A 12,782-nucleotide genomic window follows, 5' to 3' on the forward strand; every position below is an offset into this window, starting at 1 on the left:
CGGGATTTTAGAGAACAGCGGATCACCGGAACAGGGAACAGATAAGAGGGAATAGGGTATAGCGATGGGCTACATCAAGAGGTGCGACCCGTAGCGAATTTAATAATTAGATGCGGAAAGCGCACCTAACAGGGAATCAACGTCAAAGAAGACTGTACCTCATAACTACGATAAACGCTATATATCTCTTATCCTCATAAAACTCATAGAAAAACTCATATAAGTAGTTGATGTAGGGTGGGCAATGGTTGAGACCGATAAGATAAGCAAGTCAATCCCGTTGCTAGGCACTGCCCACCAACGGGATAGTAATAAGTAATAATTAAAGTAAATCATTAACCATTACCAAAAAAATTAGGAATGATTAATCTTAGGAGTATAACTGTTTCCCAAGTAGGTTAAACTTAAGCATTCAGCTATCAGCTCTCAGCTCTGAGATATCAGCTCTGAGATATCAGCTCTGAGATATCAGCGATTAGCGCTACGCGCACGCTGCGCGAACAGTTATCAGGCATCAGCGAACAGCGATTAGCGCTACGCGCACAGCTTTTGAATAAAATAAGCTGACGGCTGACGGCTGACAGCTGACGGCTGACAGCTGACGGCTGAATACTTACAAATCAGCTCAATTTCGCTCGAAACGAAATGAAGAATGTGGGTTCAGATTGAAACGGTAAGCAATAGCCTACCCTAGGGAATCAAAATTCCACTAATGCCTAGTGCCTAAGGCCTAGTGCTAATTAAACGATGTGATGTACAACTTGCCAGTATTCTTGTCGATTACAATACTTTCTAAATCTGCACCAGCAGGAGCAGTAGAAGCATTAGGAAGCTCAGTGATCTGAATGGTAATTGGATTATTTGAAGTAGAGTAGATTTTAAGAGGGCGATTCTTAGTATCGATATTATTGATATTGCCGTATGCTCCTATAATCATGTACTTTGTAGCATTTCCAGTTACACCGAATTCAACACGTGGTCCTGTAGTTCCAGAGTCAGAAAATCGTGCCTGATATCCAGCATTGGCTGGGGATGCAGCACCAAGCAAGGTAAAACATACCAACAACAACGAAACCACAATAGATACCAACTTTTTCATGATGATTTTATCAATTTTTAATTTTTTTTATGGCGTACCTAACGGTAATTTTTACCAACTCGGCTTCGCCCAAAACTATATTTTGGGGTATATCCAGAAATAGTTTTGGGAGTATTTCGATGCCAACACTGGTTAGATAATTAACCGCCAAAACCAGACTATACCATCAAAGCCTAGAGAGTATGTCAAGTTAATAATAAATTAACGATTAGTTAACTAAACTTGAAAATTTAGTTATTTTAAATAGTTTATGTAGGGTGGGCAGTGCTTGAAACAGATAACATAAGCAAGTCAATACCGTTGCTAGGCACTGCCCACCAACGGGTTTATATTTATTGAAGATGTAGGGTGGGCAGTGCTTGAAACAGATAACATAAGCAAGTCAATACCGTTGCTAGGCACTGCCCACCAACGGGATAGTAATAAGTAATAATTAAAGTGAATCATTAACCATTACAAAAAAAATTAGGAATGATTAATCTGAGCAGTATAACTGTTGCCCAAGTAGGTGAAACTTAAGCATTAAGCTATCAGGTATCAGCCATCAGCGAACAGCGATTAGCGCTACGCGCACGCTGCGCGAACAGCTTTTGAATAAAATAAGCTGACGGCTGACGGCTGACGGCTGACAGCTGACAACTGACAGCTGACGGCTGATAGCTTACAAATTAGCTCAATTCCGCTCGAATTATTTCCACCCGTTTCCGATTAACTCCCAAATCGGATTTTCCTAAACGGGAGGCAGAGCGAACATGGATTACCTTAGCACTGTCATCCAACAAAAACTCTACATCATCCACAAATCCCATTAAAGGAGTAGTGAATTGTGCGTAGAGATAGTTGTCTTTCTCTTCAATAACTTGTGTTCGTTCTAGGTTTTCAATCACAATTTTAAGCTTAGCCATTGCTTCGGTAGGGGTTGAGTTGTAAGCTAAAGGTTCAATACCATGCTCGGCATCTTGGCTATAACTGCTGACACAGTTAGGTGTATTTGGGCAAGGTGCTAATTGCCCTGAGGACTGAATCCCAATATTGGTGGGTTGTTTTCCTGGAAATTTCATCAATGATTCTCCTTCTCCTGAAAGGGCAAAGGTAGCTCCTATGGCAAAAATAGCGACTAATACTAACGATATCAATACTATTAGTATTAGTCTCAACGGTGATAGTTTTTGGCTTTGTACAGTCATACAGCGTTTGTATCTGGGTTATCAACACAATTGCTGAAAAATGCAGGCAATAGGCATGCTAGCAATAGGCAAGAGGGAAAAGAGATCCGGAGTTTTATTGGACAATAAAAAAAGACCTCCTAGGTTTACATCTCAAATACAAACACTATAGTGTATTAGTGTGTCTGTATTATTAATATCATATTTGGCTGACTATACCAAAGGGAACAGCGGATCTGGGAACAGCGGATCTGGGAACAGGGAACAGCGGATCTGGGAACAGGGAACAAAATTATCACAATTCATTTAGGATTGCTATATTATCAAAAAATTGGGGTTAGCATCTCATTTTTGCCGTTTGGGTGGTGCGTTACGGGACGGATTGTCCTAACACTGGCTACGAAGAATATCAGGGCTTTCCCGTCTTATCACGCACCCTACGAACATTTACAAAAGAGATGCACCCAACGGAAGTTCAACACGTCTGCATCGTTTCTGGGTCGAATTCCCCTTGCAACATCGCAATCAGACATCGTCCAATGTGGTAAGCCAAATTAACAGGGACGGCATTGCCGATTTGTCTGTACTTTGATGATAGAGAACCGGTAAATTCCCAATCATCAGGGAAGCTCTGAATACGTGCATATTCCCTGACTGTCAACGGTCGTGTTTCTTCAGGATGACACCGCTCGGTCTGTTTTTGAGCTGGGTTACAGGTGAGAGTAAGGGAAGGTTCTTCCCAAGAAAGCCGCCTAGCCATACCGGTTTTGCCGCCACCGAGATAGAAACTCTTTTTCATATACTCCTTCTGAAGCGCTAGGGGTAAGTCTCGCCAATAACCTCCTGGTTTGATATACTCCATAATTTCTCTCTTGCGGCGAGGGTATTTTGCTCCTATAGATTCAGGGCAATCTTTGAGCACCTCCCTCAGAGAAATAGTGTAGTCCTTTTCCTTAGGAAATATTGCTTTTAGGTCTAAGTCTTTTCTAAGGGCAATGATAATTACCCTTTCGCGCTTTTGGGCGACATCTAGAAACTGCGCTCTGAGCAACTTATAGGTAGGGTTGTAGCCTAAATCCTCTAAGGTTCGCAGCATGGTGGATAAGGTTCTGCCTTGGTCATGGTTAATCAGACCTCTAACGTTTTCAAGCAGTGCTATTTTCGGCTGTACTTCCTTTACACACCGTGCAAACTCAAAAAAGAGCGTCCCTCTAGTATCGTCAAAACCTTTACCCAGACCGGCATAGCTGAAAGCTTGGCAGGGCACTCCACCAGCCACAATCTCTACGTTGTCTTTGTATTTGTCTTTGTATTTCCCAAAGTAGTAGTTTTCTGGACGTTGCTGAATTGAAGTATGAATGGGCGATCGTCTGGTTTTGGTCAAGCCCCCTAAATCCCCCAACTTTGGGGGACTTTGAAAGTTTTGTCCCCCCCAGAATTGGGGGGCTAGGGGGGCGGAATCATACCCAGAATCAGCAACGCCGTTTTCTGATACTGTTTCCGTCAATTCTTGTCCACTGTTCCCTGTTCCGAGATCCGCTGTTCCCTCTTCTGAAAGAAGTCTAGTAAAATCAACATTGGCTATATCCTCAGGTATGATTTTCCAGGAAGGTCTATTCAGCTTCAGAGTGTTTACGCAGTCTTTATCAATCTCCACCAACAGCTTGGTGGTTAAGCCAGCATTCTCAAAACCCAGTGCCATGCCCCCACACCCAGCAAATAACTCAATAACTCTGAAGCTAGTGGGTTTGCTCTTGAGAACACGAAATTCAACCCCAGTAGCTAGCCCTAGATACTTCCTTTGAATTCGTTTTAACTCTTCTATGTCAAAAAAACGGTAGTTTTGTTCAGACCGCTTTGCCCTCAGCAGCTTTTTCTTTTCCCACCGGCGTATGGTATCGGAGGAGACACCCAAGATTTCAGCAGCTTCCTGAACCGTGACTAGGTCTTGAACAGTGCCCGATTTACTTTTTGCCATTTTTATTTGAAGGGAGTAGGGAGTAGGGAGTAGGGAGTAGGGAATCGGGAATCGGGAATCGGGAATCGGGAGTCGGGAAAGTCTGGGAAGGCGTAGGGTGCGAAAATTGTAACGGGCAAGATGCCCATTCCACCAAGATGCCCATTCCACCCATTGGGTCAAACAGCTTTAATGAGATGCTCCCTGCTCCCTGCTCCCTGCTCCCAGATCCGCTGTTCCCTGTTCCCTATTCCCTTTGCTATTGCATCAAACAAAAACCATTTGAGGAGCAAGCAATACCCCAGAGGTTGAGGAAATAACTTTACCAATACCCAAAAAACTGCCATCTTCGTGGTACACTTGTACAGGACTTGTGGAGGTTTCAAGGGTAGAGACTTTAACTAGAGTATCATCCCAAGAGATACGCTGTCCTAAACACCAGCGACGGGCTTGATCAGCGGACAAGGTTACAGAGGCTAAGTGCCCCAAAGCCACACTAGGGGAAACTGGCTGGAATAGGCTTTTTTCCAGCTGTTGGGTCAATTCTTCTAATGTCAGACTATCGACTAAATCAAAGCCACTGCTGCGAGTACGAGTCAGAGCGGCCAGCACACCACCGGTTTCGAGGGCATCTCCTAAATCCCGGGCTATGGAGCGAATATAGGTGCCAGGGCCACATGCGATCGCTAAATCAATTTCCGGAAATTCCCCGCCACGCCAATCCAAAACCTCGATCGTCTCAACCTCTACAGTTCGTTCTGGTACCTCTACCACTTCACCAGCTCTGGCTAAATCATACAGGCGTTTACCCTTGATCTGAATAGCGCTATACATTGGTGGCACTTGCTGAATGGTGCCCTCAAACTGTTTCAAGAAGCCCTTGACCAACTCCAGAGTCAACCCAGCTGCAGACTGAGTAGCGATCACTTCTCCTTCCAAATCATCAGTAGTTGTCCTCACTCCCAGTCTCACCGTAGCCTTGTAAGCTTTATCCTGCTGCATATACTGCAACAGTCGGGTTGCCTTACCCAGAGCTATCGGTAAAACCCCCGTAGCAGCTGGGTCAAGGGTCCCTCCATGGCCTACTCGCTTCAGCCGTAGCAGACGCCGCACTTTAGCAACGCAATCGTGGGATGTCCAACCTGTTGGTTTGTTTAAGTTTAGAAATCCTTGCACCAAGTTTAAAATTTATCTGTAAAGGTAGGGAATCGGGAATCGGCAATCGGGAATCGGCAATCGGGAATCGGGAATAGTAATAAGATTTGATTCTCTGTTGATGCAATAGCGAGTTGGGAGCAGGGCTGTTTCATTCTCGTAAAAGATAGATAGGGCTAATTTTACCCATCTCCCCATCTCCCCACCTCCCCATCTCCACATCTCCCCATCTCCCGATTCCCTACTCCCTACTCCCTACTCCCTACTCCCTACTCCCTTCAAACCTAATCACTCAACCACATGTAACCGTCGAGTAATCATAATCATCCCATCCCCCCGAATTAATATAGCTGAAATCCAGCGGTCTTCTGGTAAGAGTGGGGCTCGGCCAACCTTAAAAATTCCCCCGGCAGCCAAAGATTCCAGCTCAATCTCAGTGGGATTAGTATAGCGCTTTGAGCTGACGGATTCTTCTATAGCTACTCCCAGCAGCAAATCATCTCCGAGGGGTTCCTGGACAATAGCATCAAAATTAAATCGCTGACCAATACGCACTTGTTCTGGTAACTTCACCGTTACCTTGGGAGGATTGGCTCCTGATGTGATTTGGGAACGCTCTGCCAAAATGGTTGAAGAGACAATTTTTTGGTTTTCAAAGCGCTGACGCGATCGCAAAGTCGATTCAAATTTTGTCTTCGTAGCATCCTGTGGCTGGTCACTAGTAATATAAGTCACTGTTTCTGCCACAATTGCGTTACCCTCTTGCTGCCAATCCGTCAGTTCCGTGCGGTAATTCAACACAGGGTAGCGCTGCCACAATTGAGTCAACGCTTGTCCCATCAACTCTCGATTTAAGCCATCGGAGTTAGTGAAATTAGCGCCATAGAATGCCAGCAATCCTTCAACATCCTTGCCATTAGCGAAGCGATCAATTTGGCTAAGGGTATCTTTAAGCTGAGGCGGTGCGGTTTCCGGACTATCTGCTTCAGCTTTCAGAGGAACTCCGAGGGTCAAACCTGCCGTTAATAGTACAAATACTGACCAGTCCAAAGAAATAGACTTGACTTTAGTAGTAAAAGACTGGGATAGTCGTTGCAGTAAGGTTGCTGGATTGGTCATTGGTAATCGTTAACTGGTAACTGGTAACTGGTAACTGGTAACTGGTAACTGGTAACTGGTAACTGGTAACTGGTAACTGGTAATTCTGGTAACTAGTAACTAGTAATTAGTAATTGATAATTGGTGATTGGAGAAACGGTAATCCCTTGGAGTAAGGCCACTAACCAATCAACCATCAACGTTTCACCAATGATACCAAATCTAGTTTGATAACCTATGTCTAGTCCAGACAGTCGTGATCTCAACATTTTCATCTGCTAGGGTTTTAGGAAGGATTTGTTCCCGATTCCCGATTCCCGATTCCCGATTCCCGATTGATGTAATGAGGTAGAAAGGATTTGTTCCCTACTCCCTACTCCCTACTCCTTACTCCCTACTCCCTACTCCCTACTCCCTACTCCCTAAAACCCAACTCAAAAGTCCCTCACCCAATTGATAAAGGAGACCAATAGCCGTGTCTAAGTCACCCATTCGATTGCTGATTGCCGCCAGTGGTACGGGGGGACATATATTTCCCGCCCTCGCAGTAGCCCAACACTTACCCAATTACACTATCGAGTGGCTAGGTGTTCCTGACCGCATTGAAAATGATTTGCTACCACCAGAGTATCCCCTGCACACCATTGCCGTAGAAGGCTTTCAACAACGCTTCGGTCTAGGTACTCTACGCATCGTTACCCGCCTGGTCAGTTCAATTTGGCAAGTGCGGCGACTGCTGAGAGAGGGGAAATTTGATGGTGTCTTCACCACTGGGGGTTACATCGCTGGACCCGCAATTATGGCAGCACGGTTGCAGGGTCTACCTACCATTATACATGAATCTAACGCTATTCCCGGAAAAGTAACCCGCTGGCTGAGTCCCTTTTGCAATACTGTAGCCCTAGGGTTTGAAGCCGCCTCCAAGTACTTACCCCGGATTAAAACTGTAACCGTTGGTACACCAGTGCGGGATAGTTTTCAACAGAGTCAGGCACTGGAACTCCCGATTCCACCAGAGGTACCCTTGATTGTGGTGGTTGGGGGTTCCCAAGGAGCAGTGGCAGTGAATAAACTAGTGCGCCAATGTGCTCCCCTCTGGTTTGACGCTGGTGCTTGGATTGTTCATTTAACCGGAGAAAAAGACCCAGAGGCTAACACCCTGAGCCATCCTCAGTACCTGTCTATGCCCTTTTATGACCAGATGGCACCATTACTGCAACGGGCAAACTTAGCCATTAGCCGTGCTGGTGCCGGAACCTTAACGGAGCTAGCTATAAGTGAAACACCAGCCATTCTGATTCCCTACCCTTATGCAGCAGAAGACCATCAAGCTTTCAATGCAGCTAGCTTTAAGGATTCTGGTGCTGCTTTAGTATTTCGTCAAGACCAGTTGACTCACGAAATTTTAGAACAGGAAGTGCTGGCTTTACTCAAGTCACCAACTAGGTTAGAACAGATGAAACAAAAAGCAGCTAGTCTTGCGATTAGGGATAGTGGAAAGCGTTTAGCCTCTCTAGTTCGTGAGTTAGTTGAAAAATAAAAGATTAAATGGGAAAGGGAGCAGGGAGTAGGGAGTAGGGAGTAGGGAGTAGGGAGTAGAGAAGAGGAAACCGAAAAATTATGTATATCTCATTAGGTTAAAAAGTGCTTTATTTGATTTGATTTTATAAAAAAAGTTTATGAGGTTTTATTAAAAATATAAAAATTGCTAAAGCCGAGTAATATAAATAAAATAATTGCAAAAAACTCAAAATTTTACTGTATACTAGCTTCGAGTTTGTGATTTGGTAATGACTAGAGTTATTTCATAATTTATTCTCGTTTTGCTATTATAATAGTTATTGGTTACGGCGGTTTGCATAACTATCAGGTACACATTGTTTCTCCTATTACCTCTTATCTCTTCCCTGCTCCCTGCTCCGAAGTCCCTGCTCCCTGCTCCGAAGTCCCTGCTCCCTGCTTCCTGCTCCGAAGTCCCTGCTCCGAAGTCCCTAAAAACCGAGAATTTTGTACCTAACTGAAGTCCAAACCGCTGTAAGCGTAATATCGAATCCTATTGACTGTAATGATTACTTTATATAAGTCACCACCTTTATGGGGATTACCGAGCCTTAGTCCACCCTGTCTGAAATTAGAAACTTGGTTGCGTATAGCTAATATTGCTTACGATATCGAGATTCCTAAGGACTTTACTAAAGCTCCCAAAGGCAAAGTTCCGTTTATAGACTATGAAGGAAAACTGATCGGCGACTCCACCCTAATTATCGAAATGCTTAAGGAAAAAGAGGGCATAGATCCTGACCGGGATTTGACCTCAACCGAAAAAGCAATATCTTTAGCTTTTCGGCGAATGCTGAAAGAAAATACGTATTGGGGAGAGGTTTATATTCGTATTAACATTGAAGAAAACTGGCAAGTCTTCAAACAAACATTAAATAATATTTACTTTGCTGGGAGCTCGACACCAGAATCGGAACAGTTTTTACAACAGGTGCGAAGTTCCATTTCTAATCAGATTGATCAACAGGGCATTGGTCGTCACTCCGAGAAAGAAATTTCTGAAATTATTAATGCTGATTTTCAAGCCCTGTCTGATTATTTAGCAGATAAACCCTTTTTTATGGGGCATAAACCGACCAATTTAGATGCAACGGCTTATGGTTATATTGCAAACATCATTTTACCTCCTTTCAAGAGTTTGATTATTGATCGGGTATCTCAATATAAAACTATTGATCAATATTGTGAACGGATGAAACAGGCGTTTTTTCCAGATTATTTGCCTTCTTAATCCAGAGTCACTTAATTTCTGTTTGACTATGTATTTTTTTTGTATTATTGTTGTAACCTCATCAAGTTGGCAAGTCGTTTAAGCTACCAGAAAGTCAGAATCAATATCGAGACAATGGCAGGCATTTGCGATGACAGAACTGAAACGGTATTGGATGATCGTTCATTACGAAACTGAATTTGAAGCGGAAAACGAAGACGAAGCCTATCACGATATTCGACTCGGCAATACAATAATCGAAAACGCAACAGTAGTGGCCAAAGAGCTTCCTGAGTCTTCAGAGGGCGCTCACCTCAAAGAAATTATCAACGAAGCCAAACTCGAAGCCCGACGAGAAGCAGCGGTGTCTATCTTGCTGGCACAACTCGCCTGGAAAACCAAAGACTATGCTCTGAGGTGGGAAGGACTCTCGAAGCTTACACCTCAACGACAGGAGCAAATTCAAGCACTATCTGTGGAACAACTTGAATGTCTCAGTATAGATGCGATCGCATTTTCTAGTATCGCCGATTTGGAGCTTTGGCTCGATCGTTTTTCTGGTTGAGAAGGGTTTGTCTATCGGGTGGATGGGATCTAACCTCAAGACTCCTCACGCTCCCTTTGCTCCGGTGAAAGCTTACGGTCAAAGCTTAATCAACCATAAAGTTTTCAGACTTCTGTCACCTTCTAGACTAGGGCAGTGGGAGAATAGAGTTATCACCTGCTAAACCATTCAAAACCCTTAAACACCCATGGCCAAAACCGTTGCTGAAGTCATGACCCGCGAGCCGATCGTGGTGCAGCCCCAAACACCGATCAAGGAAGTCATCAAAATTATTGCTGAACAAAGCATCAGTGGCTTGCCAGTGGTTAACGAAGCAGGCAAATTGGTAGGAGTGATTTCAGAAGCTGACTTGCTGTGGCAGGAGACAGGAGTAGAACCGCCAGTCTATATCATGTTTCTCGACAGCGTGATTTACTTAGAAAATCCTGCCCGTTATGACCAAGAACTCCATAAGGCTCTCGGACAAACCGCTGGAGAAGTAATGACTGGTCATCCCATGAGCATCAAACCCGATCAACCCTTACGGAAAGCAGCTAAGTTGATGCAGGAAAAATCAATCCACCATTTACCAGTAACAGATGAGGCAGAGCAAGTGATTGGAATTCTGACCTCTGGGGATATTGTCCGCGCCATGGCAGCTGAGTTAGCGAATTAAGGGAACTGTCTATCTCAAACAGTGTTCACGGTGAACAACTAACATGGTAAGTTGAGTTTTGGCTAGATATTGAGCAATTTACCCATGAGCGTTACTCGTGAATCTGTCGAAGAGCTGCTGAATTCATCGGATTTTGGCCACCGCATTAGAGGATTAAACCAACTACGCCAGCTGGAACCATCGGTGGCGTTTGAGCTAATTCAACCCTTGGTAAAAGATAACAATGTTCGGATTCGATATGGGGCAGTGAGCCAGCTCGATACCTTGGGTGATCAGGATTTAACCGTATCGTTGACCCTATTACGCGATCGCCTTTTGAATGATCCAGAACCTGATGTTCAGGCAGCAGCAGCAGATTCCTTGAGTGCCTTGAAGCTCACCGAAGCCTATGATGATTTAGAGCAAACCTATAACCAAACCACTGAGTGGATCATTAAATTTAGTATTATTGCTGCCTTAGGGGAACTAGGTGAACCCCGTTCATTTCAACTTTTAGAAGACGCTCTCAAATCCGATACCAGTTTAATCCAAACCGCCGCCATTAGTTCCTTAGGAGAATTGGGAGACCCCCGGGCTGTGCCTCTGTTGATTCCCTTTGCCACTAATCCCGACTGGCAAATTCGTTACCGGTTAGTACAAGCACTGGTGAATCTGGGAGGAGAAGAAGCTAGGGCAGTCCTAGAAACATTAGCCAATGACAGTGTTGAGCAGGTGGCTAGTGTAGCGCAAGAGGGCTTAAAAGCATAAGGCTTGAACAGGGAGGGAGAATAGTGTGGGCTTTCGACCCAGGGGCTATAACATGCCAACTTACAAAAACCCTTCCATCTCAATCATTTCAATCATCTGAAGTCCACGGGGGTCTCCCACTTTCAAGAGGGCAGCTTTGGCGTCTTCTTTTACCCCTAGGTCTTCATCATCAGCAATTGCTTCAATTAAAGCATCAATAGCACCAGCGTAAACCGCATTGGAGGGCAATTCCCGACACAGTTGCCCAATAGACCAAGCACAATTACTGCGCACTGCTGCTACTGGGTCTTTCCTTAAAGCAGTAATCAAAGGCGGAATTGATGCGATTACTTCTTCATAATCTAACTCTGCCATTTGCGCTAGAGCACTAGCTGCCCACAAACGCACTGCAGGAATATCGGTTTGTAGGGCATCAATTAGAGACGCTAAAGCACGGCGATCGCGACAGTTCCCCAATGCCCAGACCACCCCTTTACGGACATAACCGTTCCAATCAACGGTTAGCTGGTCAATCAAAGGCTTTACTGCTGTGGGACTGGGATTGCGCCCTAGACCATAGGCAGCACTTACCCGCACCAAGGGACAAACATCATTTAACAGGTTAATCAGATGGGGAATTGCTCGCTCATCTTGCAACTCACAAAAAGCACGAGCTGCTAGCATCCGTTGCTGACTTTCCGGTGCCGTTAACAGAGCCAGCATTTCCTCTGGATCAGGTTTGGAAGCTTCTAACTCATCTTCAATCGGCTCTATGTCATCCAAAGGGCTTTCTAGTAAAGCCGTATTATCCAATAAACTCAGATCATCATCTTCATACATGCCTGATAACCTACCTTATCTTGCCTGATTCTACCAGTTTCATAATTAGTATTTTCTGTGCAATGGTTTAACCATCCACAGAGATTGGGTGCGGAAACCCAGTCGCTGGTAAAGGTTCAAAGCGACTTGATTCGATTGAAACACCTGTAATCCAAGTTGGCGATCGCCTCTTGCCCTTGCCCAAGCTTCAGCGTGCTGCATCAGTGCTGAACCAATGCCTTGACGGCGGTGTGCTGGCATGACATAAAGTAAAAAGATATAGCCATAGCGATCGCCATTTACCTGATCAACCCCATTGCCCATCCACAGACAACCCACCGGCAAGGGATGAGTTATAATAGAGCCTTTCCTAGAAACCTTCCCATCTGCTACTGTAACCCACCACAGGGGGGTTTCTCTGGAAAAGTACTGTTTAACAGTCTTCGCCAGGTGAGAAAAATCATTTTGTTCCGGAAAAAGCTCTTGGTAAGTTAACTCCATGAACTTCACCAAAATTGCCCGTTCTCGTCCCGTGCCCAGGCGTAGCTGGTAGCCTGCTAACAATGGCTTACTCACCAATTTTCGCCAAATTCTGGTTAACAACCAGCTGAGCGAATACTGGTGCTTGAATGCTGGCAGCGTCAACGTCTTCAATCGGTGCAGGGGCTAGCATATCGTTCGGTAAAAAGATCCGAGAACTGACTGCCAACAGGGCAATTAAGAAGCCTAGTAGTGCCAGTAGGGGAGCAATGTACTGACGAAAAATAGCCAT

The 12,782-nt window shown here is 44.7% G+C and carries 16 protein-coding genes; 6 read left to right on the forward strand and 10 right to left on the reverse strand.

Translation table 11 applies throughout. The annotated features are described in order from the left end of the window. Window positions 1–736: 736 nt before the first annotated feature. From BJP34_RS03775 to BJP34_RS46260, 7 genes are all read right to left on the reverse strand, one after another. A complete protein-coding gene (locus BJP34_RS03775; protein WP_070391188.1) occupies window positions 737–1,099 on the reverse strand; it encodes a hypothetical protein in 363 nt (120 codons plus the stop codon). 668 nt (window positions 1,100–1,767) lie between these two features. Beyond that, on the reverse strand, window positions 1,768–2,235 hold the full coding sequence (locus BJP34_RS03780) for a DUF1499 domain-containing protein (RefSeq protein WP_324611017.1): 468 nt from the start codon (window positions 2,233–2,235) through the stop codon (window positions 1,768–1,770). A 505-nt stretch (window positions 2,236–2,740) separates the two neighbouring features. Further along, a complete protein-coding gene (dcm, locus tag BJP34_RS46995) occupies window positions 2,741–4,405 on the reverse strand; it encodes a DNA (cytosine-5-)-methyltransferase (protein ID WP_229424234.1) in 1,665 nt (554 codons plus the stop codon). A gap of 84 nt (window positions 4,406–4,489) precedes the next feature. Then, window positions 4,490–5,398, reverse strand: a complete 909-nt coding sequence (truB, locus tag BJP34_RS03790; RefSeq protein WP_070391190.1) for a tRNA pseudouridine(55) synthase TruB — start codon at window positions 5,396–5,398, stop codon at window positions 4,490–4,492. 12 nt (window positions 5,399–5,410) lie between these two features. Next, window positions 5,411–5,599, reverse strand: a complete 189-nt coding sequence (locus tag BJP34_RS38605) for a hypothetical protein (RefSeq protein ID WP_149030772.1) — start codon at window positions 5,597–5,599, stop codon at window positions 5,411–5,413. A 66-nt stretch (window positions 5,600–5,665) separates the two neighbouring features. Beyond that, on the reverse strand, window positions 5,666–6,496 hold the full coding sequence (locus BJP34_RS03795; RefSeq protein WP_070391191.1) for a nuclear transport factor 2 family protein: 831 nt from the start codon (window positions 6,494–6,496) through the stop codon (window positions 5,666–5,668). A gap of 92 nt (window positions 6,497–6,588) precedes the next feature. After that, a complete protein-coding gene (locus BJP34_RS46260; RefSeq protein ID WP_158516984.1) occupies window positions 6,589–6,744 on the reverse strand; it encodes a hypothetical protein in 156 nt (51 codons plus the stop codon). A gap of 206 nt (window positions 6,745–6,950) precedes the next feature. Between BJP34_RS46260 and murG the strand changes: the two genes are divergently transcribed. The 6 genes from murG (at window position 6,951) to nblB (ending at window position 11,212) form a co-directional block, all read left to right on the forward strand. After that, complete coding sequence (murG, locus tag BJP34_RS03800) at window positions 6,951–8,015, forward strand: undecaprenyldiphospho-muramoylpentapeptide beta-N-acetylglucosaminyltransferase (RefSeq protein ID WP_070391192.1); 1,065 nt, start codon at window positions 6,951–6,953, stop codon at window positions 8,013–8,015. A gap of 315 nt (window positions 8,016–8,330) precedes the next feature. Then, window positions 8,331–8,492, forward strand: coding sequence for a hypothetical protein (locus tag BJP34_RS38615; RefSeq protein WP_158516985.1), 162 nt, complete (start codon window positions 8,331–8,333; stop codon window positions 8,490–8,492). A 48-nt stretch (window positions 8,493–8,540) separates the two neighbouring features. After that, on the forward strand, window positions 8,541–9,266 hold the full coding sequence (locus tag BJP34_RS42275; protein ID WP_070391193.1) for a glutathione S-transferase family protein: 726 nt from the start codon (window positions 8,541–8,543) through the stop codon (window positions 9,264–9,266). A 130-nt stretch (window positions 9,267–9,396) separates the two neighbouring features. Beyond that, a complete protein-coding gene (locus BJP34_RS03810; protein WP_070391194.1) occupies window positions 9,397–9,810 on the forward strand; it encodes a DUF4351 domain-containing protein in 414 nt (137 codons plus the stop codon). A 187-nt stretch (window positions 9,811–9,997) separates the two neighbouring features. Beyond that, on the forward strand, window positions 9,998–10,465 hold the full coding sequence (locus BJP34_RS03815) for a CBS domain-containing protein (RefSeq protein WP_070391195.1): 468 nt from the start codon (window positions 9,998–10,000) through the stop codon (window positions 10,463–10,465). 84 nt (window positions 10,466–10,549) lie between these two features. Beyond that, complete coding sequence (nblB, locus tag BJP34_RS03820) at window positions 10,550–11,212, forward strand: phycobilisome degradation protein NblB (protein WP_070391196.1); 663 nt, start codon at window positions 10,550–10,552, stop codon at window positions 11,210–11,212. A 60-nt stretch (window positions 11,213–11,272) separates the two neighbouring features. On the opposite strand, the gene BJP34_RS03825 is transcribed toward nblB, so the two are convergent. From BJP34_RS03825 to BJP34_RS03835, 3 genes are read right to left on the reverse strand one after another with little or no spacing between them, the layout of a single operon-like run. Continuing rightward, window positions 11,273–12,031: a HEAT repeat domain-containing protein gene (locus tag BJP34_RS03825; RefSeq protein WP_070391197.1), complete on the reverse strand. Its 759-nt coding sequence runs from the start codon at window positions 12,029–12,031 to the stop codon at window positions 11,273–11,275. A gap of 45 nt (window positions 12,032–12,076) precedes the next feature. After that, on the reverse strand, window positions 12,077–12,586 hold the full coding sequence (locus BJP34_RS03830; RefSeq protein WP_070391198.1) for a GNAT family N-acetyltransferase: 510 nt from the start codon (window positions 12,584–12,586) through the stop codon (window positions 12,077–12,079). Then, the gene (locus BJP34_RS03835; RefSeq protein WP_070391199.1) at window positions 12,579–12,782 is read right to left on the reverse strand and encodes a hypothetical protein; all 204 of its coding nucleotides are present in this window, start codon (window positions 12,780–12,782) and stop codon (window positions 12,579–12,581) included. The genes BJP34_RS03830 and BJP34_RS03835 overlap by 8 nt, the downstream gene beginning before the upstream one ends.

The sequence above is a fragment of the Moorena producens PAL-8-15-08-1 genome, from assembly GCF_001767235.1.
GTDB classification, from domain to species: domain Bacteria; phylum Cyanobacteriota; class Cyanobacteriia; order Cyanobacteriales; family Coleofasciculaceae; genus Moorena; species Moorena producens_A.

What these genes read in the sequence shown, in the direction of transcription:
- nblB (WP_070391196.1), top strand. Translation starts at nt 10,550, where the DNA reads ATGAGCGTTACTCGTGAATCTGTCGAAGAGCTGCTGAATTCATCGGAT.
- BJP34_RS03810 (WP_070391194.1), top strand. Translation starts at nt 9,397, where the DNA reads ATGACAGAACTGAAACGGTATTGGATGATCGTTCATTACGAAACTGAA.
- BJP34_RS03825 (WP_070391197.1), bottom strand. Translation starts at nt 12,031, where the DNA reads ATGTATGAAGATGATGATCTGAGTTTATTGGATAATACGGCTTTACTA.
- BJP34_RS03775 (WP_070391188.1), bottom strand. Translation starts at nt 1,099, where the DNA reads ATGAAAAAGTTGGTATCTATTGTGGTTTCGTTGTTGTTGGTATGTTTT.
- BJP34_RS46260 (WP_158516984.1), bottom strand. Translation starts at nt 6,744, where the DNA reads ATGTTGAGATCACGACTGTCTGGACTAGACATAGGTTATCAAACTAGA.
- BJP34_RS03835 (WP_070391199.1), bottom strand. Translation starts at nt 12,782, where the DNA reads ATGGCTATTTTTCGTCAGTACATTGCTCCCCTACTGGCACTACTAGGC.
- BJP34_RS38605 (WP_149030772.1), bottom strand. Translation starts at nt 5,599, where the DNA reads ATGTGGAGATGGGGAGGTGGGGAGATGGGGAGATGGGTAAAATTAGCC.
- BJP34_RS42275 (WP_070391193.1), top strand. Translation starts at nt 8,541, where the DNA reads ATGATTACTTTATATAAGTCACCACCTTTATGGGGATTACCGAGCCTT.
- BJP34_RS03815 (WP_070391195.1), top strand. Translation starts at nt 9,998, where the DNA reads ATGGCCAAAACCGTTGCTGAAGTCATGACCCGCGAGCCGATCGTGGTG.
- BJP34_RS03795 (WP_070391191.1), bottom strand. Translation starts at nt 6,496, where the DNA reads ATGACCAATCCAGCAACCTTACTGCAACGACTATCCCAGTCTTTTACT.